Source organism: Enterococcus sp. DIV0175, from assembly GCF_050529075.1.
Taxonomy (GTDB): Bacteria; Bacillota; Bacilli; order Lactobacillales; family Enterococcaceae; genus Enterococcus_B; species Enterococcus_B thailandicus.
On the sequence record NZ_CP172880.1, the window covers coordinates 283,272 to 306,965 of the forward strand.

Below are 23,694 nucleotides of genomic sequence, written 5' to 3' on the forward strand. Positions count from 1 at the left end.
GTATTAATGTTGGCTTTTTTATTGTCTTAGATTGGAGGTGGCGAGTTGGAGATCATCAAGAGTATCAACAACAATTTTGCATTAGCGATGAAAGATGGCAAAGAAGTTATTGTTGCAGAAGTGGGAATTGGCTTTGGAAAATTTCCTAAAACGATTGCAGAAGATGAAGTCGAAAAAGTATATCAATTAAATGATTCCAATTTAAATGGGATTAACTTGGCTCAGTTTCCGCTAGAAGTCATGAACTACTCTCATCAAATTGTCAAAAAAGCTGAGCAAGAACTCCAGTTACCAACGACAGATCTTTTGTTTTTAAATGTTGCGGATCACACGAACTACATGTTGCAACGTTTGGACCAAGGAATTTCTTTAAGTGCACCGTTTCGAATTGAAATCGAAAAGTTTTTCCCGAAAGAATTTGAGCTGGGAAATTGGGCGGTGAATTATTTGGCGGAAGAGACAGGTAAACAAATTCCTAGACAAGAAGCACACGCCTACGCCTTACATTTTATCAATAGTCAAGCAAGTCTTGGTGAGCGTGAAAAAGTAGATCCTTACATTAAAATTATCAGTGATGTGAACAATATTATTACGTATCATTTTCATAAAGAGTTCCCAGAAGATTCATTCTACTACTTACGTTTTGTGACGCATCTTAAATATTTTATTGCTAGGAAACTTAACCATGAGACAACTGAGTATCGAAAAAATGAATTATATCAAACACTGCGTGCACAATATGTGCAAGAAGCGCAGTGCGTAAAGAAAATCGAGCATTATTTGCAGGAGTCTTACGGTTGGACGTTGGACGAAGAAGATTTGCTTTATCTGCTAATCCACATCAAAAAAATAAGTGAAATTTGAGTGTAACTGGTTCGACCAGGCATAACCAAAAAAACGACTCTCTTTTGATTGAAGAGGGCTAGTTTTTTTGGTTTTTTGTTTTTTACGAACAATTTTTAAGGAGGAAAAAGAAATGGACGATCGACAAAGAGCACAAGCAATTTTAGAAGCAGTGGGAGGAAAAGAAAATGTTTCATCACTAACACACTGCGCGACGCGCCTACGTTTTTATTTAAACAATGGACAAAAAGTTGAAAAAGAAGAAATCAAAGAAGTACCTGGTGTGATTCAATATGTCGAGTCTGGTGGACAACATCAAGTAGTAATTGGAAGTGACGTGGTGGATGTCTTTGATGAATTAGTGAAACTATTACCAGAAGATGCGGAGAAACAAGTAAATGAGCCAAAAGAGAAACAAACATGGTACGATGAATTATTTGCGACAATTTCAGCTATCTTCACCCCATATATTGGTGTGTTGGCAGCAGCGGGGATTTTAAAAGGATTTTTGATTCCACTTTCCATGTACAATATTTTGCCGGCAGATAGCGGACTATATCAATTGTTAAGTATCTTAGCATCTGGTGTCTTCACATTATTACCCTTGTTTATCGCAGTAACAGCAGCCAATCGATTTAAGACAAATCAATTTATAGCGTTGGCAATCGCAGCGGCAATGATCTATCCATTAACAGATGCTAGTATTTTAGATAGTGCGTCATTGCTGGGATTAACGATTAGTTTCAAAACTTATGGTGGTGCTGTTGTTCCAACGATTTTAGCAATTTGGGCACAAAGCTATATCGAACGTGGTGTCAAAAAAGTTTTGCCTAAAGTCACTCACACAGTATTTGTTCCTTTCTTTACAATCATCATTACCGGAATTGCAGTCTTTGCTTTGATCGGTCCTTTAGGAAATGGAATCGCCAATTTGATTGGTACAGCATACTTTAGCGTGTATGCGTTTAGTCCGATTTTAGCGGGTGCATTATTAGGTGGCTTGTTCCAATTATTAGTGATGGTTGGTTTACATTGGGGAATTTTACCAATTGCGTTAATCAATATTCAAAACACTGGTGCAGATACGATTTTACCAATTGGTTCTAACGGTGTATTTGGTCAATTTGGTGCTGTAGTTGGCGCGTGGCTATTTTTAAGAAAAGGAAAAGATAAAGAAATTGCTGCCTCTGCTTCATTATCAGGCTTTTTTGGGATCACAGAGCCTGCCATTTATTATTGGTTCGATTTCTGCAGCACTTGGCGGCGCAATCAGTGGCTTTTTTGAAACCAAAGCTTATTCTTTTACCCCAGTAGCCAATATTTTTACATTCTCAATGTTTGTAGGACCTGGAAATAATTTTAGTGCACAATTATTAGCGAATGGTGTGTCATTCTTCGTGGCGCTAGTAGCTACTGCTTTGTGGATGCGTAAGCAAATGAAAACAGTCTCAATTAGTGAAGAAGAACAGAAAATAATTTCTGCAGAACCAGTTGCATCTACTAACTTAGTAGTAGCACCTTTAAATGGAGAGTACTTGCCGATTTCAGAAATCAATGATCCAGTATTTTCTTCAAAAAGCATGGGCGAAGGTTTTGCAATCAAACCAAGTGAGGGTACGGTATATGCACCTGTTAGCGGTGTTGTAGAGCTAGTGGCTCAAACAAAACATGCGATTGGGTTCACTGCTGATGATGGTAAGCAATTATTAATCCATATTGGTCTCAATACAGTAGAATTAAATGGAAAAGGTTTTTCTTGGCAGGTTAAACAAGGTGATCGAGTAACTGCAGGACAAGTCATTGGACAAGTGGATTTCAGTCAATTAGCTGATTACGATACGACAACAGCAGTCGTTTTAACAAACACACTTGATTATCCAGAAGTCAAGATTTCATTAACAGATAAAAATCATCTGATTCAAACGAAGTAAGTGAAAAGGAAGGCTGAATGATGAGAAAATTTATTTTAAATGCAGATGACTTAGGAATGTCAGAGGCTATTAATTTAGGAATTGCCAAAAGTGTGGAAGAAGGAATCGTTAGGAGTACTTCGTTAATGGTGAATATGCCTGAAGCTAAAGCTGGAGTTACGTTGATCCAAGCAATTGATCCAACGGTTGAAATCAATCTGCATATCAACTTTACTTTAGGAAAACCAGTGACAGATGCGAAAAAAATTCCTAGTTTAGTGGATGAAAAGGGGCTATTCCTCTCTTCAAGTCATTACAAAAATGGTGGAACATTGACGTTTAACTATCATGAAATCAAACAAGAAATGGAAGCACAAATCTTACATTTTAAGGAATTACTTGGTGAATTCCCAGTGCACATGGAAACACATTCTGTTGGCGATCAAGCAGTTGGACAAGCTTTATTTGAATTGGCTGAAAAATATGGCATCCATGCCAATTTATTTTATGGATACCAACCACCAAAAAAATTGCCCTATCAACTGGCAGAAATTCCTGATTTTGATAAATTGATGACGGTCCTCAATCGTGGAACGAAGCTTAGTGACTTTGCAGACGATGCGTTTGGTTACCAAGCATTACCAGAAGAAACAGTGATTGAATTACATCTTCACCCTGGTTTCTTAGATCAATACGTTTTAGACCACAGCACATTAACCTTGCCACGTTGTCAAGATTTAGAAACATTGACTTCCTCTGAGTTAAAAAAATGGTTTGAAACAACAGAGTATCAAGTTGTTGATTTTGCCAGTTTAAAATAGAAAAAGAGAAGCTGGACAAAGCGTAGTTACGCGCTTTGTTCAGCTTCTCTTTTGATCTTTTGGACTAATGCTTTTAGAGCATCTAAACGAGTTGGTGTTAAAGAAGAGATCCGAATACATGTCTTACCCAAATTGCTTTTGCCAAAGATCTGAGCATATTGTTCAACCAATGGCGGTTCATTTTCATCAATGGGTACATAAATATTCACTGTTTTTGCGTATTGCTTGACTGCAATTAGTGGTGAAGCGGGTTCTTCTGGCGAATGTTGGATAAATAGCCAGCCAATGCCTGTGAACTTTCCAACAGTGAAGCTTTTGCCTGCTTGATTGGTTTCTTGTTCAATGAGTTGTTTGATCTGAGTATATGATTTTTCACTATTCACTAGATTCACCTCTTAGTTATTTCCTATTTTCTATCCACTTATTGTATCATGTTTATAAGGGAAAAGACTCATCGGAAGAACCAGATGAGCAAAGGAGCTTGTTATGAAAAAAAACTGGTTGGACAAGAAAAAGATTATTTTTTATTTAGTCTTTATTTTACTAGCAATTTCTACCGTATATGCCATTGTCATGATGATTCAAACGCCATCTGGAACATCGACAACTGAGTACGAACATGTCAAAAGTGATTATGTGTTGATGATTTTGCAATGTGTGGCAGGAATGATTATTATTTTTTTACCAAGGCAAGTAGAACAGAAATTTGATATTGAGATTCCTGATACGATGGAAATTCTTTTCTTTCTTTTTTTGTTTTGTGCAATTTATTTGGGTGAGGTACGCAATTTCTACTATAAAATACCATTTTGGGATATGATCTTACATGGATTTAGCGCGGCAATGCTGGGTTCGCTAGGATTTATTATTGTCGCTTATTTAAATCGAAGTAAACGAGTAGCGCTTCAATTAAGTCCATTTTTTATTAGCTTGTTTGCCTTTTGCTTTGCAACAACAGTCGGGTTGCTTTGGGAAGTCTACGAATTTTTAGCGGATCATTTATTAGGGACTAACATGCAAAAATTTATGACAGGCGAAGGCGAGATTTTAAGTGGGCATGAGGCACTGATTGATACGATGAAAGATTGCATCGTAAATATGCTTGGTGCTCTGGTCATAGTTAGCTGGGGATATATTCATTTAAAACATCAAGAAAAGCGATTAAGTAATCTTTCTCGAGTACATCAAAAAGTTGAGGAAAACAATTCAGAAAGACACAAGAAGGAAGAATAAAAAATGACTGATATATTTTTAGGTATTGACATCGGAACCACTGCAATCAAATTTGGTGCAATTGCTCAAGGAGAAACCATTTTTTATCATCGTGTACCATTGGAAACTTACAGCGAATCTGGGGGTGTCCGTTATCAAAAAGCTTCTGAAATTTTAGTGATTATCCAAAATGAATTGCGAGAAATACCTCGCTCATTAAAACAGAGAATCACAAAAATCAGTTTTAGCGTGGCGATGCACAGTTGTATGCCTGTGGTTGCTGGTGAATTTGAACAAGTCTTTATTTGGTCTGACACTCAAAGCAAAGAAGCGATAGCGGTCTTCAAGCAGGCGAATGAAGCCGAACGTTTTTATCAAAAAACAGGTACACCGATTCATGAAATGACACCTTTTGCCAAAATTCTCTATTTTAAGAAAAGAAAAATGTATCCTGAAAATACGAAATGGTTGGGTCTGAAGGAATTGCTCATGGGCTTTTTCACTGGTGTTTCAACAATTGATTTGTCTACGGCGTCTGCTACAGGTTTATTGAATTTAGCCAAACGTCAATGGGATAAAGAAATCTTAGGTTACCTTGGTATCAGCACGGATCAATTAGGCCAGTTAGTAGAACCAACTACTTCATATTTAATCAAAAGAGAACTGGCTGACGAGCTACACTTTTTACCTGGCGTACAAGTTTTTGCAGGGGCAAGTGATGGTTGTTTAGCGGCTTATGGTGGTTATCTGGCAAACGGATTGTCAGCAAGTTTGACCATTGGTACGAGTGCTGCTGTTCGAGAAATAACTAGTACACCAGTTTTGGATTGGCAGCGTCAAAACTTTTGCTACTATCTAACTGAAAATATTTATGTGATTGGTGCGCCATCAAATAACGGTGGGAAAGTACTTGAGTGGGCAAGCCAAGTCTTTGCAGATGACCCCGTACAATTCTATGAAAAGATTCCGGACTATTTAGCACAATCGCCAATCGGTGCCAAGGGATTACGTTTCTTCCCCTATATCAACGGTGAGCGAGCTCCACTTTGGAAAGCCAATCAAACAGCGGAATTTAAAGGTTTAACGATTCATCACCGCCGAGCTGAGATGGTTCGAGCAGTGATTGAAGGGGTACTGTTCAACGTTAAGCGACTCCATGAAATGGTGAATGAACCAAGTAACTTAGCAGTCAGTGGTGGTTTTTTTGAGTCAGCTGTTTTGTGCCAATTAACAGCAGATATCTTAGGAGCAGATTGTTGGTTGGCTGGTGAAAATGAACCGATTTATGGTTTGTATGGGTTAATTACTCAGGTAGCTTCAAAACAGTCGCCAATTCGTCTGCAGAAATGGTCGGCTAATCAAGAAAGCCATGCGGAGTTTCAACCAGTATTTCAGACTTACTTTGACTAACGTGTAGCTCAACGACGAAAATTGCGTGAGCTATATGCTGTTTCAAAGATGAGTCGTGTTTTGATTGTCTATTTCAGTCGGATTGACTTATTTTATGAATGACGACTGCCATTTTTGAGAAAAGTAGAACTGAAATTTTTTCAGTTTGAACAGATATGAGCGAGGGGAATTGTATGACTTTTTATAGCATCACCTATTTGGAAGCACAAACGAACTTAAATGATTATGTAAAATATTTTTTTATTTTTGGTTCATTGATTCTATTGGTCGTAGTTTTTAGTTTGTATTTACGACATCGAATTCAAACGAAGTATCGAGATCTTAGCATTATCTTTTTCTTATTCTTATTGTTTGTTTCTGGCGTTCAGTATTCGGATTATCAAGTGAACCAAAGTAGACACTCCCAATCTTCTCAAATGGTTAACCTAGTGGAACAAATTTCAAAAGAAAAAAACTTAGCGAAAGAAGAGATCTTGGTCAATTCCACACAATTGGCAGACGGAATCATTGTGAAAATCGCAGATGATTTTTATAAAGTCAACTTAAGCGGTGACCAGACATCTTATACGCTAGAACGAGCATATGTTACTAATCCAGAGATTAAAATCATCAATGAGTAAGGAGAAAAAATATGCAGTTTTATACACCAATTATTATTAAATTTGCGTTAGGTATCATTTGTTTGATTATTCAAATTAATTTGATGGGAAAAGGAAACTTGGCTCCTTCTTCAGCATTGGATCAGGTTCAAAATTATGTATTGGGTGGAATTATTGGCGGTGTTATCTATAATGACTCAATTACTGTATTGCAATTTGTACTGGTGCTGATTATCTGGACGTTACTAGTATTAGTTCTCAAATTTGCTAAAGAACACAACCGCTATGTGAAACGAGTGGTGGATGGTCGACCGATTACCTTGATTCAAAATGGTGTCGTTGATGTGAATGAATGTTTGAAAAATGGAATCTCAGCCAATGAATTGATGTTTAAGCTTCGAGCAAATGGCATTTACGAAGTAGAAAATGTAAAACGTGCTGTCTTGGAACAAAACGGCCAATTGACACTGATTGAATTTGGGGATGAAAACATCCGCTATCCAATTATCGTTGATGGTCAATCTAATGAAGATGTGTTGGAATTGATCAAAAAAGATGAGGTTTGGTTAGAAGAGCAAATTCAACAAAATGGGTACCAGAAAATCAATGAAATCTATCTTGGAGAGTACTTGTCTGGAAAATTAAATCTCTATGGCTATAAGAAATGAGTAGTGTACAATCAATTTAGTAATCAAAAATAATTAAAGTGTGAAGCAGTTGATCGAAAGAAAACTGTTTCACGCTCTTTTTTTGCACAGAAATCACGTATGAAACCGAAAACACTGCACACTAATAATAACTTGTGTATTTTTATTTATTAGTGTGCGCACGAACGGTTTGTGGCTGTAACCCTTGATAGAGTAGTGCTGTAAAGCGCTTTTATTTTTGGCACGGTACTTGCGTTATATAAAAGTGTAAGTAAGAGAAAAGGATGTGTTCTAAATGGAAAAGAAAACAATTATGCTTGTCTGCTCAGCAGGAATGAGTACTAGTCTATTAGTAACGAAAATGCAAAAAGTGGCTGAAGAAAAAGGTGTAGAAGCAGATATCTTTGCTGTATCAGCATCTGATGCTGATCGTCATCTAGAAGATAAAAATGTAGACGTTTTACTTTTAGGCCCACAAGTTCGTTTTATGAAAAATCAATTTGAAGAAAAACTTGCACCAAAAGGAATTCCTTTAGACGTAATCAATATGCAAGACTACGGCATGATGAACGGTGCAAAAGTTTTAGAACAAGCGGAAAACTTAATTAACCAATAAAAACTTGAATAGAAAATAGAGGGGATGAAGAACAATGGAAGATCAAAAAAATCTTGAGGCAATCATGGGCTTGATCATGTTTGGCGGAAACGCAAAAAGCGATGCAATGGAAGCGATTGCTGCTGCAAAAAGTGGCGACTTTGAATTAGCAGATGCAAAAATCAAAGATGCAGAAGAATCTTTAGTGCAAGCACATCATTCACAAACAGAAATGCTTACACAAGAAGCACAAGGCAATCATGTGGACGTTACATTATTGACTGTTCATAGTCAAGATCACTTGATGACATCAATTGCATTTACTGATTTAGCAAAAGAAATTATTGATTTATACCGTCGAATCGACGCGTAAAGGGGTAAAAGAAAGAGGTAGGAAAGATGGATAGATTTGTTGCATTTATGGAGAAACATTTTATACCTGTAGCATCAAAAATTGGTGCTCAACGACATTTGGTTGCCATTCGTGATTCATTTATGGTAAGTATGCCGTTAATGATTCTAGGAGCGTTAGCAGTTATGATCAATAACTTGCCAATCCCTGGATTCCAAGAGTTGATGAATTCAATTTTTGGTGGCGAAGCATGGAAAGGTTTCGGTGGCGCAGCTTGGAACGGAACATTCGCAATCCTTTCAGTACTGATTGCTTTCTTGTTAGCTTATCATTTAGCGAATGGTTATAAAAAAGACGGTGTGTCTGCCGGTGTTATTTCATTAGGATCATTCTTCGCTTTAGGCGGAGCATTGGGCATGAGCTCAACTGGTTTATTTATTGCAATTATTGTTGGGATCGTCTCAACAGAAATTTTTGTTCGATTAAGTGGAAATGAAAAATTAATTATTAAAATGCCTGACGGTGTTCCGCCAGCAGTTGCAAAAGCATTTGCTTCATTATTACCTGCAATGATTACTATTTCATTCTTTGCACTAATTGCTGCAATCTTTGCTGCATTTGGCGTAGCTGATATTGTAGGTGCATTTTACACATTAGTTCAAGAACCATTTATGGGACTTGCAAACTCATATCCATCAGCATTATTATTAGCATTCATTACACCATTCTTATGGTTCTTCGGATTACATGGGGCAAACATGGTTGACCCATTGATGCAAACAATCAATGCACCTGCAATCGAAGCAAATGTGAAAGCAATTGCTGCAGGACATGATGCACCTTTTATTGTTAATAAACCATTCTTTGATAGTTTCGTTAACTTAGGTGGTACAGGTGCTACATTAGGTTTGTTATTAGCTATTTACTTGGTTGGTCGTAAAAACAAACCTTATATGGTCGTAACAAACTTATCAATTGCACCAGGTATCTTTAATATCAATGAACCAACAATGTTTGGTTTACCAATCGTATTGAACCCGATTATGTTTATTCCGTTTATCTTGACTCCAATGATCTTAGTTAGTGTTGCTTACTTCGCCACACTAACAGGAATCGTTCCGGCAGCAACAGTTATGCCTCCATGGGTAACACCACCAGTTATCGGTGGGATTTTGGCAACTAAGAGTATGGCAGGCGGAGTGTTAGCTGCGGTTAACTTGCTTCTTTCAGTCTTGATTTACTTGCCATTCGTAAAAGTTGCAACAGTACAAGAACAACGTAAAGTAGCGCAATAAAAAGAAAATTAGCTGTTCGGTTAAGAATGGACAAGCTTGAAAGCAGTGAGGTTGTGACGTTAGTCGCAACCTCTTTTTTGTGTCCGCTAATAGCTTGAAATAGTTCATAAAAAACAAATTAGTGTGTAATTAGCCACGTATTGTGAAAATAATACGTGTTATAAAAAAGTTTTCGAAATTTTCTATCATTTTAATTTCATAAAAGGATAATTATTTATCGTTAGTATAAAGCCTTGATACATAGCTATTAACAAACAAAAAATTAAAAAACAATGAATTTTCATTTGTTTTAGATTAGAGAATAAAGTATAATCTAATTGTAAATATTAGATTGCGGTTAGATTGATTGTTAGATAATGAACTTTTGATAAGTGGAAGGAAGGGTGATTGATAGTGAAAGTTGTTTCTAAGTGGATGATGCCTTTAATTGCAGTTGGGATGATTCTTGCACCTTATATCGAAACAGCTGTGAGTGCACAACAGGTATTTGCTGAAGCGCAGACAGCAGAGAAACAAACCGTGCAAGAAGAAGCAGAAATAGACTTGGAAGTGTTATTAGATGAAGATTACGCAAAGGTGGAAGGAGGTTATATTGAAAAAGAAAATGCCTTAGAATGGACGATTCAATTTGAAAAAAAGGCCAGCACGAATGAAGGACGGATTCGACTAGCAATTGATACAGCAGCTGCTGGAATTGGCACGGTAAAAAATGTTCGCGGACAGGGACTTTCTTCTTATGATTCAGAAGGTACAGATTTGAAGACAGAAGAAATTTCAGGTGAAACTTGGTATGTTGGAAAGGTTTATTCGACAGAAGCAAAGAGCGGGACGCTGACTTTCGAGACAGAAAAAGGGACAGAAATCACCGATGGAGAACTTCCCTTGCAAGTTGTCGTAGATGAAAAAGTGCAAGAAGAAAGCGCCGATGAAGAAGTAAAAGAAACAGATAAAGAAATAGAAACAAGTAAAACAGAAGACAACGCAACACAAAACACCACAGATGAAAGCGTCCAAAATGAAGATGCTGAAAAAACAAACACCACAGAACAACCCAACGAAACAAGTGAAGTAGAAAGTCAAGGAACACCATTGGTTAGAAATCAAAGTCCGCTGTTTGCGGGTATCCTTGAAAGACTTGGCCCCACAGCAACAAATGATCCTTACAAATATATTTATCCAACAAACGGAAATACACAACACCGTTACCCATATTTTGCAACAAATGATTATACGAAAGTATTAGCTGGTGGACAAGAATCTGCTACATATACTGGTGATAAAGGTGAACTATATGAGGATGGCAATGACGAACCAATTTCAGATGAAGAATATCAAAGTGGCGGAGCCAATTGGCGTAATTATAACTATGCAACTGACAATGGTTCAACAGCAGGAACTGGCGAAACAGATACACGCGCACCGACAGTTCAACTGTGGGGAAATGATCGAACATTTGCAAATAGTTATTTAGACTATAGTGGTGCTTATATTAAAAAATGGGTAGAACCTGTTTTGCAAGAAAGCACTAGTAGTGAGATAAACCCAGAAGACAATACCACATTATACAACGTTTATCTTGATGTGATTGGTGGAGAAAACCGTGATGTTCACCCAGTTGATGTGGTTTTCGTATTAGACAAATCAGCAAGTATGAATGAAACCACGGGTACAAATAATAACCAATCAAAAAATAATGCTTTAGTAGAAGCCGTTGAAGAACTCAGTCAGAATCTACTGTCCAACCCAACAATGGATGCACGAATCGGAATGGTCAATTTTTATTCCAATGGCAAAGCGGGAATCAATTCGAATGTAACAGCAATGACAAATGATATTAGTAGGCTAACTAACCAAGCGAGTAACAATGCGCTATACAAACTACCCAGTGGCGGAACACCTCTTTCATTGGGACTAAGAAAAGGCTATGAAGTTTTATACGCAAATAACGGTGGTAACGAGAGAAATCCAGAAAAAATCTTAATCGTTATTGGAGATGGTATTCCAACGTATAGTTACGGACCAGTTAAAAGTAATGGTAATGTTATGTCAAGTAAGGTCGTCACGACAACAGTGAATAATATTGAACCTTTCAAAAATTTTGAAACCTATTCTGGAAATACATCAGGTGCAGGTTTTGTTGGACCTTTGACTTATCCAAGTGATTTTAATCGACCGTCTGGCGATCAATACACTGGTGGTGAGGTTAAAGATAATGAAAGTACATCGCTTTGGGTTGGTGATGGTTCAGCAAATAATTCGACAACTGGAGCTGCGAGTACAAAAGAAAAAAGTGCAGCAATTAATACAGTTGCTTATCATCACTGGTTAAAAAATAAGATGGCTGATCCACCGAATATTTTCACGATTGGTCTAGGAATTGATGGTTCTGTTAGTGGCCGTCAACGATTAGATGCGATTGGTCGGAATGTGTTACAAAATATTGCTGATTCCAAAGACGACGGGACCTCGTACTATTACAATGCAAGCAATAAACAAGATATTGTTACAGCGCTAGAATCGATTTCTTCAACATTTACAAAAACAATTCGTCAAGCAACTTTGTATGATGAAACTGGTTTTAATGTTTCCTTATTTAATGGCGGAACATCGGCTGAAATCAACTATTATCATCTTGATAATAACTCGGAAGGTAGCGTTCGCTATCAAGCACCGGAACTATGGGATGAGGAAAAGCATGGACAAAGGCCAGCTGATGTTGTAGCAATGCCGACTAGTTATCAAGGACGAGATAATCATGCCTATAAATTTTCACCAATTTCGTTGGGTGAAGGCGAAATGGTACGAATCAAGTATCAAGTGAAACTAGATGGTGGTGCCCAAGATGGGAATTTCTACACCGTCAATAACTTAGCTTATATCCAAAACCAAGAGGATTACGAGAATGATGTTGAGTCAGGGAAAATGTTTTTCCCAGCACCGTCGATTCGTTTTGAACATCCTGACCGTAATCTACAGATTAAGAAAACTGGAGAAGATGGACAGCCATTAGCAGGTGTGTTGTTTGGCTTATATGATGCAGATCCGAGCTTGTCTGAAGCTAATTTAATTGAGCAAAGTCGAACGACAGATAATGGACAAGCTATCTTTAATACGAAGATTGATGTACTAAGTGATGGAGAAGACGCTACTAGTGATGTTTATTGGGTGAAGGAAATTGACGGACCTGAAAGGTATGAACTAGTAGAAGACGCCTTGAAGTTCCAAATCAAAAAACATATCGCAAAACCTGGTGAATCATTAGGTCATTACGAATTAACTGTGGCAGGGACTTCAGGTAACCGAGTAAGCGAAATCAATGATACCGAAGGTGATGATCCTGATTCTTATTTTGAAGGAAGTCATCATAAATTATCAGTCGTTCAGAAGAAAAACGAATCAGAAACGGACTTTGACGAACTATTTGTACAGTTAGAAATGAAAAATGAGTACAAACCTGTTCAACTAAACTTGAAAAAGGTAGCCAAAGAAAGTCGATTAGCAATCGATGGTGCTGAATTTTCTCTTTATGAAACGAATGGTTCGGGGGAACTTCAAGGGAAGCCTGTGGCAAAAGGCGTTTCTGGAGAAAGTAAAGATGCTATTAAAGGAACGCTGACTTTTTACGAGATTGATGACACCGGAACGTATGTGTTAGACGGAAATGGACAAAGAAAAGTCTATTCTTTAGCCAAATCAGGCAGCTTTGTTCATTCTGGCGATGGTTATCAGTATGTAGAATATCGAGTTGTTGAAACAAAAAATCCCGCGGGGTATCAAGACCCGGTGGAAGAAGAGGATTGGTTATTACAGATCCAAAATAATGATCGGATCCGACTAAAACAAATAAATGCAGCAGATTGGACATTCTTGTCTTATACCGTTGATGAAACTGATAATACGTTGTGGATCGAATTTGAGGTTGAAAATACCTTCTTATATCGAGAAGTCCGCGTGAAAAAATTAGATGCGAATGATCAGCTGTTAAATGGTGCAGGATTTACGATTACAAAAGAAAATGATGCATCTTTCCCTGCTTACCGTGCCTATACAGGGAATCCGTTAGAGCCAAACACGGAACGACAAGCGGATGGTATCGGTTATTTCTACGCCTATCGTTACCATACTGAAAAATATGCTGATTTAGACTATGACATACCGCTGAGATTGATGCCAGGTGAATACACAGTTACAGAAAGCGTTGCACCAAGTGGCTATCAATTATCCAATAAAGTCTTTCAATTTGAAGTTAATGAAGAAGGTAATTTTATTGTTGATGGAATAAATCTTGATGAAGAGTCAGCTCAATCCCCAACTGGCTACCAAATGATTGACGATATTTTAGAATTAACTTTAACGAATGACTTAGCTCCAATATATTTGACACTGGAAAAATTAGACAGTGTAACCAAGCGGAAATTGGAAGGTGCAAGTTTTAGTATTGAGAAACAACTAGATGATGGCTTCGAGTTGATCGAAAATGGATTGGCTGTGGATGAAAATGATTCAGCAAGTTTTATCTCCAAAGATTTAGCAGCTGGTAATTATCGAATTATTGAAACAAAGGCACCAGAAGGTTATCGAAAATTGCCGGGCTATTTCTTGTTAACCATTAGTTACCGAGAACAAGCAGCGCTAGATGGGGATTCAAAAGTCATTCCTGGAAAGGAAAAGGGAAGTTTGAAAGCAGAAATAGCTTATTATCCGACAATGGATGCAAGCTCTCCTGCTGAAACAAAGGAACTTACTTATGAATTGATTGATAACGAGAGAATTGCGTTGTCAGTTGAGGTAGGTAATGATACGGAAAATCCACTTCCAGCTACAGGCGGTCAAGGTAGGCAAATCTTTATGCTGATCTCAGCAATTTTAGTTGGCTTGGCTGGAATAGTTGGTGGAAGTTACTTCTATTATCAAAACAAAAGAAAGAAGGGATTAAAATGAGTCGCAAACTGTTAAATCTAGCTGGTGTGATACTAACGACTCTTTCTTTTCTTTTCATTCCGATGACAATCGTTCAGGCACAAACTAATGATGAAGTTGAGATTATTTTGCATAAGCGCATCATTCGTGATGTGGATTACAGTCAGGAAAATTTTGAGATGTATGAAAATGATGGCAAAGAAATTGATAAGAAGACGACGGATGTAGATGTCATCACACAAACAACGCCATTGAATGGAGCAAAATTTCAGGTGTATGATCTGACCGAATACTATGGTAAAGCAAATAATGGGACAGCAAAACAATTTGTGCAAACCATGGCGGGCTACAGTTTCCAACAGATTGATACATTGATTGAAAAAGAAGCAATTCCATTGGTTGGCACCATTCAAACACAAGATGAAGGTGAAACAAATGGAAAGTATGGCGGAGGAATCGGCAGAATTCGTCTTCCGCGAAAGAGTAACGCCCAAGATGCGGTGTATTTGTTTGTTGAACAAGAGACAGATACGGGGAGTGGAACGAATCTGGCTAAAGATACATTGACTACTCCTCTAGCCGTTGTTTTACCAATTATGGATCCAATGGACACAGCGAAGGAACTACAAGAAATTCATTTATATCCCAAAAACATTGGCTATTTACGAGACCCTTATTTCTTTAAATATGGCCGAACGAAGGGAACAAATGAAGAAGGTACGCCATTAGCAGGAGCAAAATTTGTCCTATATAAACTCGAAGAAGGGGAAAAACTTTATCTGACAGCTGATTCTACTAAAAGCTTTAACAGCAAGTGGGAGAAAGCAAAGAATAATGAGCCATTAACAGACGAAAATATTCGTAAATATCAGTCAAAAGACAATGGGTTAGTCGACACAGATGGTTTGCTTCTAGCACCGAATACTTATTATTTTGAAGAAGTTCAGAGTGTTGAAGGGTATGAGATTAACGAAGAGAGTAAAAAAATCGAGGTGAAAATTCCTGCTTCATGGGTTGATGATGAAGGAAACGAAACCTTTGTAACTGTTGCTGGACAAAAAATGTTGGAACTGCATTCAGGAAAAGTACCTGAGGAGGCAAAAGAAAGTGCAACACCGCGCGTTTATAATGAACGACAAAAAACACCTACAAAAGATTCAGAAGAACCGACGAATATTGGGAATAAACCGCCATTCAGTAAGTTTCCACAAACAGGTGCAGTTAAGACAGGGACGTTTTTGCTTGGCGTCATGATTCTGGTAGGCGTTGGGTATTACTTGCGAAGACAAAAAACAACTAAAAAAGGTTCATAGGAGGAAAAAATGAAAAAATTTTGGAAAGTACTAACGATTATGGGGATGCTTGCCCCACTGTTTCAAGGATTTGGGACTAGTGTTGATGCAGCAGCAGTAACAACGAAACCAGAGGAAGTAACGATTACGCTACATAAACGTAGTTTCTCATCACTGCCTGCTGAAGTACCTAACAATGGACTCGAGGATAATGATTTTGGTGGTGATCCGTTACCAGGTGTCGACTTTAGTCTGTTTGATGTCACAGACGTCTATTATGATTTGCTAAAAGACAATCCAACAACAGTTGGAGTGGATGATGATGGGATGACCTCAGCAGAAGCAATCCAATTGATTCAAAGTGACCTTACGAGTGAATGGTTCCAAGATTACCAGTTAACCGCTGAAAAAACTGTCACGACGACTGGCACAGGTGAAGCCGTCTTCAGCCAATTGGAAGTTACAGAAACAGCTAATGAAAAACGGGATAAAGCGTATCTGTTTTTAGAAACATATTCGCCAGCTGCTATTGCCAAAGTGGCAACACCAATGGTTGTGTTGATGCCAGTGATGATGCCGGATACAACTAATCCAGGGCAATGGTTAGACACATATAATGATGATATCCATTTATACCCAAAAAATGAAACACAAGAGTCTAGTAAAGTCATGAATATTGATCCTTCTGAATTACAAGAAATCGAATTAAGTGATGGGTCGACAGTTTCTTACGCGGATTTAGAAAAAGGTCATTTGATCAATTATACGATTACTGCTCCGATTCCTTACTTTATTGACTCAGTGAATGATGACGGCACACCGGTAATCAATCACTTTATCATTGAAGATAAACCAACTGCTGGCTTAACCTATTTTAATCAAGGATTGGTTGTGACAGCAGGGACGACAGAACTAACTTTAAATGAAGATTATACATTGGAAGAAGTAGATAATGGATTCAAATTAACAATCTTAACAGAAAAAGATGGTACAGCTAACACAACTACATTAACTAAACTTGCCGCTGCGCGTGGAGGACAATTAACCGTCAATTATGCGATGAAGCTCACAGCAACAATCACACCGGATGACCTACAAGATAATACGGCGAAAATTGCGATTGGACGCGGTGATGCGTACGACTACTCAGAAGATGTGACGCCACCAGAAAAAGTAGCAACAGGAGGCCGTCAATTTGAAAAGTATGACGCATCAAGTAAAGCAAAACTTGCAGGAGCAGAGTTTGAATTATGGGATGCAGCAAAAGAAAAATATGCTGTTTTCTATAAAGATGGGACTGCCCTAAGTAGTTATCAGAACGATGCAGATAGCGTTGAATGGGTTGACGATCAAACAGGTGCCACTAAGTTTGTTTCTTTGGTAGACACTGGGAAATTTGAAGTCCAAGGATTAGAGTATGGGACTTATTACATGAAAGAAGTGAAAGCTGCTGACGGCTACGCATTACCAGCTGGGGCTGCTGCGTTTACAGAGTTTACGGTAGAACTTGGAAGCTATAACGGTTTTGAAGAAATTGGGCAACCAACTGATGTAGAAGTTCCTAATACGAAAAAAGGTGCTTTACCTTCAACTGGTGGAAACGGAATTTATCTGTTCTTGCTAATTGGTTCATTCTTAATGCTAGCTGCTTATGGTGGGTATCGTAAATTAAAAAAACCAACAGAAATTTAAGGACATGAAGAGTGGGCGATGATAACTGATGTTAAAGTTGTCGTTGCCCATTTTTTTAATTAATCAAACGTTGGCGAAAGAGGTGAGAGATAATGAAGAAACTGACAAAAAAAGAAAAAAATCAAGCGCAAGAAGAGCCGCTAGGTCTGTTTTTAAAGGGCAGTGCTTTGACGTTGTTTTTGATTGGTTTCTTTATTTTTTTGTATCCATTTGTTGTTGATTCGTTGAACAATGTAATTGACCAAGCTAGGCTACAAACTTACCAACGAGAAGTTCGCCAAAAAGGAGAAGAAGAACAAAAAAAACGGCTAAGCAGTATGGCAAAAGTAAATCAACAGCAACGCGAACAAGGCTTGCTGATTGGTTCTGAAAAATTAGAGGATTATTTCTCAAAGAGTTTCCAAAAGAAAGAGGGAAAACAAAACCAACAATTGAATAATCATTTAATTGGAAGCATCTATATTCCTAAAATCAACGTTAGTCTGCCAATTTTTGATCAGACGAACGAATTGTTTCTGGAAAAAGGAGCGACTTTACTGCAGGGAACGTCCTATCCAATTGGTGGGAAAAGTACACACGCAGTGATTACAGGACACAGTGGTTTGCCCGAGAAAAGATTGTTTACCGACTTAGAGCAATTAAAAATCGGCGATCAATTTTATATTGAAACGCTGGGCAAAAAACTAGCATATGAAGTTAGTCAACTTACGGTTGTTTTACCAACTGACGTGGATGCCTTAGCTATCAAAGAAAATGAAGATTTAGTGACTTTATTGACATGCACGCCTTATGGGATAAATACGCATCGTTTATTAGTTACAAGTAAACGGATTCCTTATGAGGAACAGCAGGCGCAATCAGCGGAAAAGCGAGTAGCAACGTATCATATCAGCAGGTTTATTTTACTTGGGCTGATCTGCTTGGTTCTTTTGGCTAGTGTTAGTCGTTGGTGTTGGCTAAAATGGAATCAGATAAAAAGTAAAGATTTTTATTATTCCTTAGCGTTTTCACTTTTTGTAGACGGTCAACCAAAAGAAAATCAACCTGTGTATCTTACTGATTGGAATCAACAAATAATCATGGATGCACAGGGACAACCTGTTCAACAAAACAGTGATGCGCAGGGACGCGTTTTATTTGAACAATTGCCAGGGGGACGCTATAAAATAATCATCAAAGAGAAATCAAACGAACAGATTGTAAAAGCGAGCATCAACAATTACAAGAAGTTAGTTTTTGTGTTGAAAGTGAAGCGTTTTGGCAACTATCGTCTGAAAAAACAAAATAAGCAATTTATTTTGTGGAAGAAAACGAAAGAATATCATAAATAAAAACAAAAAAAGACTGGAAAAATTCAGTCTTTTTTTCGTATCTATTTATGAATCAGAAACAAAAGTAAAATTAGGGAGTCATGAGTGTGGAGAAATAATCTGTTTTATCTGCTTCAGTAATTGTTCGCAGTATGCGACAGGGATTTCCAACAGCAATGACGTTTGCGGGAATATCTTTTGTAACGACACTGCCAGAGCCGATAATTGTATTTTCGCCAATGGTCACGCCTTGATTCACCGTAACGTTTGCGCCTAGCCAAACTTTGTTGCCAATTGAAACTGGTTTCGCATAGCAGGCACCAGCTGCTCTTTCTTCTGGGTCAATTGCGTGATTGGTAGTAAAAATCCCAACACGTGGTCCAAATAAGACGTCATCACCAATTCGAATTTCTGCACCATCTAGTAAGATACAGTCAAAATTGCTATAAAAACGTTCGCCAATATGAATGTTTTTGCCAAATTCGCAACGAAATCCTAGTTCGAAAAAAGCAGATTCTCCAACAGAACCAAGTAAGTCAGATAGAATCTTTTTTCTGGCAGGTTCATCTGTCCCGTAGAGGTTGTTGTAAGTCAGAAGTGCCCGCATTGTTGTTTGGCGAGTCTGAATCAGTGTGTCAGTTAAATCGTTGTACATCTTTCCGGATTGAATAAAATCAAGATAGTTCTCTTTCATAATGCACCTACTTTGTTTCGTTTGGTCTTTCTTTCAGTTAAGCATAATCTGATTACAAAGACAAACAACTTTGTTAGTAGAAACTCGTGGATGAACATTCATACTGACCCGCGTATCATGGGAACGCATCTACGTGTTGTAAAAGGTATATGCTTAAGTCAAATGTTTATTGGTGGTACAATTAATGGCAGAATGAATCGAAAAGTGAATTAAGGTACGCTAGTTTTTTATGATGAAAGTTGGTGAGTGAGATGCTACGTGAGGTATTAGTAAAAGATGCTGCGGCATTAGCTACAATCAATGCTGATGATCTGGGCTATGAATTAGACAAACAACGTGTTCAAGAAAAAATCAGAGAATTTCAGCAAGATTCATTGCATCATTTTTTGGTCGTTTTCGAAGACTCGAATGAAGAAGTAGTCGGCTATGTTCACGCAGAAGTGTATGCGACATTGTATTCGGAAACGATGTTCAATGTCTTGGGCTTAGCTGTAGCAAAAAGAGCACGACATCAAGGAATTGCAACTTTATTGATGACTGCATTGGAACAAGAAGGAAGACGGCGGAAGTATGCAGGGGTTCGACTGAATTCTGGTGAAGAGAGGATGGGTGCTCATCAATTTTATGAAAAGTTAGGCTATCAAGCAACAAAAAGCCAGAAACGTTTTATAAAGTATCTTTGAAGTTTGAAGATGGGTTTTAAAAGCATAAAAAATGAGAGGCTAGGATCTTACAGTTTCCTAGTCTCTCATTGATTTATTGGTTGCTACAGGAAAATAACATTTATTCAAACATTTTTTTCGCTGCTCTTGCAAGTGTTGGTATGTCTTTATCATAACGCGGTGTTTTGACAAGACGTGACATTGGGATTCCAGCAAAATGGAACGCGGCAATCTCACCAGAACGAACAGCACTTTGTTCTGTAAAAATCATTTGATAAGGTTGTTCGACAAATTCACCTGTAAAGGCAAGATTTGTTGAATGTTGTGGAATAACTTTTGGTCGATCTGTTTTTGCACGATTATTGAACAATGCAGAAGCATATGGCATATACACTGGAATGTTATTAATAACACTAGCAAAAATTTCTTCTTCTTTTTCTCTGATATTTACTGGACCAGGGTCAACTTTTGAGAGTTGTCCAATCAGTTCTTGCAGCATTTCTCGACCAGTCATTTCAATGTAAGGCTTATTCACAAATTCACCGTGACGACGTGGGTAAAGGAAGTAGCCCCAAATAACCGTTTCGTTTGGTTTTTGTGAAGTAAAGTGTGGTTGATGATGAACCACGATCGACATATTGACATCTTTATGTCCTAAAGGTGTGATTGGCGTTGTTGAAATAAATGAATTTAATGCATTGCCAGGTTCTTGAGTTGTGATTCTTGCAATTTCGTTCAACAACAAATGATTTTTGGTTGTTAAAGTAAAGCTGACCCATTCACTAGTGTCTCGATCAGCGAAAAATTTATCAGGATTTCCTAGATTATAGAAACGTTCACTTGCTTTTTTCCATAAACTTGAAGCGGCACCATAGTCCATATTTTCGGCAGCAGGTGTTTCGTAATCGCCCAAAGTTGCTGAGTCAGTGATTGATCCATTAGTAAAGATAACAGCTGTATCATCGTCAACAATGACATGTTCTTTTTCGTTTGTTTCTGTATTGATCATTTCTAAACCAGTCACAGTGATTTCATCTTGCATAGGTGTTTCTTTGAATTCCCAATCAGTGACTAAACGATTTAAGATAATTTGACAACCTTGATCTTTTAAATAATTGATTAGTGGTAACATAATACTTTCGTATTGATTGTAGCGTGTACGATTGACCCCTACTAAATGTTCGATTTGAGTAAATTCATAAATCATTTGGTGCATATAACGACGAAGCTCTTGAGCTGAACTTTGAGTACGGAAAGCAAAAGTTGTTTCCCACATGAACCAGAAATTTGTTTCAAAGAAATGAGGAGAGTCCTTGAAGTATTCAGCAATTGTCACGTTGTCTAATTTTTCTTCTTCTGAATCAGGCATCGAAATTAGTTTTGTTAAGAGCAAGCGATCTTTATTGTTGAATCCTAATTTTCCACCATCAATAATTCCTTTTCCGCCTTCTAACAGACGTGCTTTATCATATGTCCGATGCTTGGCATCGAAATCGCGCGTGTCTTCGGCTGCAGTCATCCCTGGCTCTGTTGCAGATGGAATTCGGCTGAGCAAATCCATCAAGTCAACATAAGTTCGATAGTTGAGCATTCGACCACCACGAGCGATATACCCTTTTGTGTTTTCCATCGGATGATTTTTATTCCAGTATTCATCTGTGACAGTGTCTGTTGGTGCCCCATCATTTGCACCATGGTCATCTAATGAGTAAAAGGTGATTTGATTTCCTTGCCATTTTCCTTCTTGAATTAAATACACAGCAGCAGCCATATTGGCAATGCCTGCCCCGATCATGATTGCTTTACTTTTTTTCATTGTGATTCTTCCTCCAGTACTTGGCTTTGGCAACTATTAAATGATGATTGGACGACTAGATTGATTCATATTCGTCATATAAATGACTATCGTCTTCAAAGAAACCAGTTTTCTTTCCAACGATCAGTGCGCCAATTGCTAGTACACCTAAACCAATGCTTAATTTTATTAGTTTTTTGTTCATAAGAAAATCCTCCTTTATTTCTCGTGACATCCTTCTTATGCTTTAAATGATAGACCCAATTTTTGAAACAACCAAATGATACGCGTGCTGAAAAAAAGATTTTTTGACAAGTTTTATTGTCTGTCTAATTTATCAAAGCAATATGAAAAAGAATTCTTTTTTGTTTTGATTGGACGAGACCTCTTGCATTCTTTACAATAAAGTTATGGAGAATGGAAGAGGTGTGATAAGCGATGTTTGATGAAACGTTTGTTTTCTATTTAGAATGGGCTATTTTTATTTTAAATATTTTTTCCATTTTAATTTTGATCGTAGGAATATTTTTGGTGCTTAAAACGCTGTTTCAGTTTCACTCAATAAGAAAAAGTTATGCACAAAGAAATCAACGCAATGCAGAAGTTAGAAAATTGTTGGCTAGTTATATTTTATTGAGTTTAGAAGTTTTAGTTGTAGCGGATATCGTTGAATCGATTATTCGACCAACTTGGGCAGACATTTTGAAGTTGGCTGTGATGGTTATCATTCGAACAGTGATTTCTTATTTCTTGAACAGGGAAATTTCAGATAAAAAAAACGAGCAAGGGGGAGTGAAGGATGAAGGATATGTTGAGTGAACAATTCTTATCTTATGCACAATACCTCGTTTTAGGATTTAACTTTTTTGCTATCTTATTGTTGTTGTGGGGAGCGGTATTATCTGCAAAAGATTTCTTCTATTTTTCATTTGATAAGCAATTAAACAAGCAAGCAAAAATCAAAAAGAATACCGAAGTTAAAAAAATGTTAGGTGGCTACATTCTTCTAAGCTTAGAAATTATTATTTCTGCTGGAATCATCGAGTCGATCATCAAACCAACGTTGAAAGATATTTTTCAACTAGCGGCATTAGTAGGGATTCGCACGATTATTTCTTATTTCTTGAATGAAGAGTTGGGTGCTATTCATCCTTCTGAAAACGAAGAATGAATAGCACGTAAAGGAAACCAGCTAATAGATGAAATAAATGAAGATGGTTGAATTATTTTCACGAGTGGAAGTTTCTTTTAGTGTAAGTCCAAGACGAATTACTTGAACCTATGAAATCAAAAAAAGTGAGCCAAAACATTTTTCTGTTTTGGTTCACTTTTTTTGGCTGAATAAAAATAACTATATAATTATTTGTTTAAAGTTATTTTAAATTCAATAAAGGTTTTGTTTTTTATTTTTTTGTTCTTATTTTAACAAGATGGATAGCCAATTGTATATTCATTGAAAAGGCTTGCTTGTGTAGTGGGTAGTGGTATAATTTAAAATGGTTAAGTAGCAATTATTTGTTCTAAAAAACAACAAAATATTTTAAAAAAGAGTACAAAAAAAGCACCGAATACAGTGCCAAAGTTTGTTTACGGACTAAGCCTTATTTTAACTCGCTATGTTGTTTTGAATGCTACCAACAAATAT

The 23,694-nt window shown here is 37.4% G+C and carries 22 protein-coding genes; 18 read left to right on the forward strand and 4 right to left on the reverse strand.

Annotation, left to right across the window (positions count from 1 at the left end; all coding sequences use genetic code 11):
* Positions 1–45 precede the first annotated feature (45 nt).
* The 4 genes from IGJ76_RS01440 to IGJ76_RS01455 all read left to right on the forward strand — a co-directional run bounded on the left by IGJ76_RS01440 (position 46) and on the right by IGJ76_RS01455 (position 3,574).
* Positions 46–864 carry a PRD domain-containing protein gene (locus tag IGJ76_RS01440; protein ID WP_071868582.1) on the forward strand — a complete coding sequence of 273 codons (819 nt, stop codon included), beginning with the start codon at positions 46–48 and terminating at the stop codon, positions 862–864.
* 112 nt (positions 865–976) lie between these two features.
* A complete protein-coding gene (locus IGJ76_RS01445) occupies positions 977–2,128 on the forward strand; it encodes a PTS transporter subunit EIIC (protein ID WP_430596686.1) in 1,152 nt (383 codons plus the stop codon).
* Positions 2,052–2,774: a glucose PTS transporter subunit IIA gene (locus IGJ76_RS01450; protein WP_430596687.1), complete on the forward strand. Its 723-nt coding sequence runs from the start codon at positions 2,052–2,054 to the stop codon at positions 2,772–2,774. Before IGJ76_RS01445 ends, IGJ76_RS01450 begins: the two co-directional genes overlap by 77 nt.
* 20 nt (positions 2,775–2,794) lie before the next feature.
* The gene (locus IGJ76_RS01455; RefSeq protein WP_067483181.1) at positions 2,795–3,574 is read left to right on the forward strand and encodes a ChbG/HpnK family deacetylase; all 780 of its coding nucleotides are present in this window, start codon (positions 2,795–2,797) and stop codon (positions 3,572–3,574) included.
* Positions 3,575–3,600: 26 nt separating this feature from the next.
* Here the strand turns inward: IGJ76_RS01455 and IGJ76_RS01460 are convergent, their stop codons facing one another.
* On the reverse strand, positions 3,601–3,957 hold the full coding sequence (locus IGJ76_RS01460) for a hypothetical protein (protein WP_067483179.1): 357 nt from the start codon (positions 3,955–3,957) through the stop codon (positions 3,601–3,603).
* 103 nt (positions 3,958–4,060) lie between these two features.
* On the opposite strand from IGJ76_RS01460, the gene IGJ76_RS01465 reads away from it, so the two are divergent.
* From IGJ76_RS01465 to IGJ76_RS01515, 11 genes are all read left to right on the forward strand, one after another.
* The gene (locus IGJ76_RS01465) at positions 4,061–4,807 is read left to right on the forward strand and encodes a hypothetical protein (protein ID WP_086270559.1); all 747 of its coding nucleotides are present in this window, start codon (positions 4,061–4,063) and stop codon (positions 4,805–4,807) included.
* Between the two features lie 3 nt (positions 4,808–4,810).
* A complete protein-coding gene (locus IGJ76_RS01470) occupies positions 4,811–6,196 on the forward strand; it encodes a gluconokinase (RefSeq protein ID WP_176694894.1) in 1,386 nt (461 codons plus the stop codon).
* A gap of 173 nt (positions 6,197–6,369) precedes the next feature.
* Positions 6,370–6,816: a DUF3290 domain-containing protein gene (locus IGJ76_RS01475; protein ID WP_075491863.1), complete on the forward strand. Its 447-nt coding sequence runs from the start codon at positions 6,370–6,372 to the stop codon at positions 6,814–6,816.
* Positions 6,817–6,827: 11 nt separating this feature from the next.
* A complete protein-coding gene (locus IGJ76_RS01480; RefSeq protein WP_071868588.1) occupies positions 6,828–7,463 on the forward strand; it encodes a DUF421 domain-containing protein in 636 nt (211 codons plus the stop codon).
* 274 nt (positions 7,464–7,737) lie between these two features.
* Entirely contained in the window at positions 7,738–8,058 is a 321-nt protein-coding gene (locus IGJ76_RS01485) for a PTS sugar transporter subunit IIB (RefSeq protein ID WP_067483171.1), read from the forward strand.
* Between the two features lie 34 nt (positions 8,059–8,092).
* The gene (locus IGJ76_RS01490) at positions 8,093–8,410 is read left to right on the forward strand and encodes a PTS lactose/cellobiose transporter subunit IIA (RefSeq protein ID WP_067483169.1); all 318 of its coding nucleotides are present in this window, start codon (positions 8,093–8,095) and stop codon (positions 8,408–8,410) included.
* A 26-nt stretch (positions 8,411–8,436) separates the two neighbouring features.
* The gene (locus IGJ76_RS01495; RefSeq protein ID WP_067483167.1) at positions 8,437–9,684 is read left to right on the forward strand and encodes a PTS sugar transporter subunit IIC; all 1,248 of its coding nucleotides are present in this window, start codon (positions 8,437–8,439) and stop codon (positions 9,682–9,684) included.
* Between the two features lie 393 nt (positions 9,685–10,077).
* Positions 10,078–14,625 (forward strand): SpaA isopeptide-forming pilin-related protein, encoded by a 4,548-nt coding sequence (locus tag IGJ76_RS01500; protein WP_430596841.1) that lies wholly within the window; start codon positions 10,078–10,080, stop codon positions 14,623–14,625.
* Positions 14,622–15,917 (forward strand): pilin N-terminal domain-containing protein, encoded by a 1,296-nt coding sequence (locus IGJ76_RS01505; protein WP_071868590.1) that lies wholly within the window; start codon positions 14,622–14,624, stop codon positions 15,915–15,917. The genes IGJ76_RS01500 and IGJ76_RS01505 overlap by 4 nt, the downstream gene beginning before the upstream one ends.
* Positions 15,918–15,926: 9 nt before the next feature.
* Positions 15,927–17,588: a SpaH/EbpB family LPXTG-anchored major pilin gene (locus IGJ76_RS01510; protein ID WP_429941091.1), complete on the forward strand. Its 1,662-nt coding sequence runs from the start codon at positions 15,927–15,929 to the stop codon at positions 17,586–17,588.
* Positions 17,589–17,680: 92 nt separating this feature from the next.
* Positions 17,681–18,919, forward strand: a complete 1,239-nt coding sequence (locus IGJ76_RS01515) for a class C sortase (RefSeq protein WP_285701250.1) — start codon at positions 17,681–17,683, stop codon at positions 18,917–18,919.
* Positions 18,920–18,989: 70 nt separating this feature from the next.
* On the opposite strand, the gene IGJ76_RS01520 is transcribed toward IGJ76_RS01515, so the two are convergent.
* A complete protein-coding gene (locus IGJ76_RS01520) occupies positions 18,990–19,592 on the reverse strand; it encodes a sugar O-acetyltransferase (protein WP_270344452.1) in 603 nt (200 codons plus the stop codon).
* A 251-nt stretch (positions 19,593–19,843) separates the two neighbouring features.
* Between IGJ76_RS01520 and IGJ76_RS01525 the strand changes: the two genes are divergently transcribed.
* Positions 19,844–20,275: a GNAT family N-acetyltransferase gene (locus IGJ76_RS01525; RefSeq protein ID WP_067483157.1), complete on the forward strand. Its 432-nt coding sequence runs from the start codon at positions 19,844–19,846 to the stop codon at positions 20,273–20,275.
* Between the two features lie 100 nt (positions 20,276–20,375).
* On the opposite strand, the gene IGJ76_RS01530 is transcribed toward IGJ76_RS01525, so the two are convergent.
* Together IGJ76_RS01530 and IGJ76_RS01535 are read right to left on the reverse strand one after the other, a co-directional pair.
* The gene (locus IGJ76_RS01530) at positions 20,376–22,070 is read right to left on the reverse strand and encodes an oleate hydratase (RefSeq protein WP_067483155.1); all 1,695 of its coding nucleotides are present in this window, start codon (positions 22,068–22,070) and stop codon (positions 20,376–20,378) included.
* A 55-nt stretch (positions 22,071–22,125) separates the two neighbouring features.
* Complete coding sequence (locus tag IGJ76_RS01535; protein WP_067483153.1) at positions 22,126–22,254, reverse strand: methanol dehydrogenase; 129 nt, start codon at positions 22,252–22,254, stop codon at positions 22,126–22,128.
* Positions 22,255–22,487: 233 nt separating this feature from the next.
* On the opposite strand from IGJ76_RS01535, the gene IGJ76_RS01540 reads away from it, so the two are divergent.
* A complete protein-coding gene (locus tag IGJ76_RS01540; RefSeq protein ID WP_071868594.1) occupies positions 22,488–22,868 on the forward strand; it encodes a DUF1622 domain-containing protein in 381 nt (126 codons plus the stop codon).
* Positions 22,849–23,220, forward strand: a complete 372-nt coding sequence (locus IGJ76_RS01545) for a DUF1622 domain-containing protein (RefSeq protein WP_067483149.1) — start codon at positions 22,849–22,851, stop codon at positions 23,218–23,220. The genes IGJ76_RS01540 and IGJ76_RS01545 overlap by 20 nt, the downstream gene beginning before the upstream one ends.
* Positions 23,221–23,694: the final 474 nt, after the last annotated feature.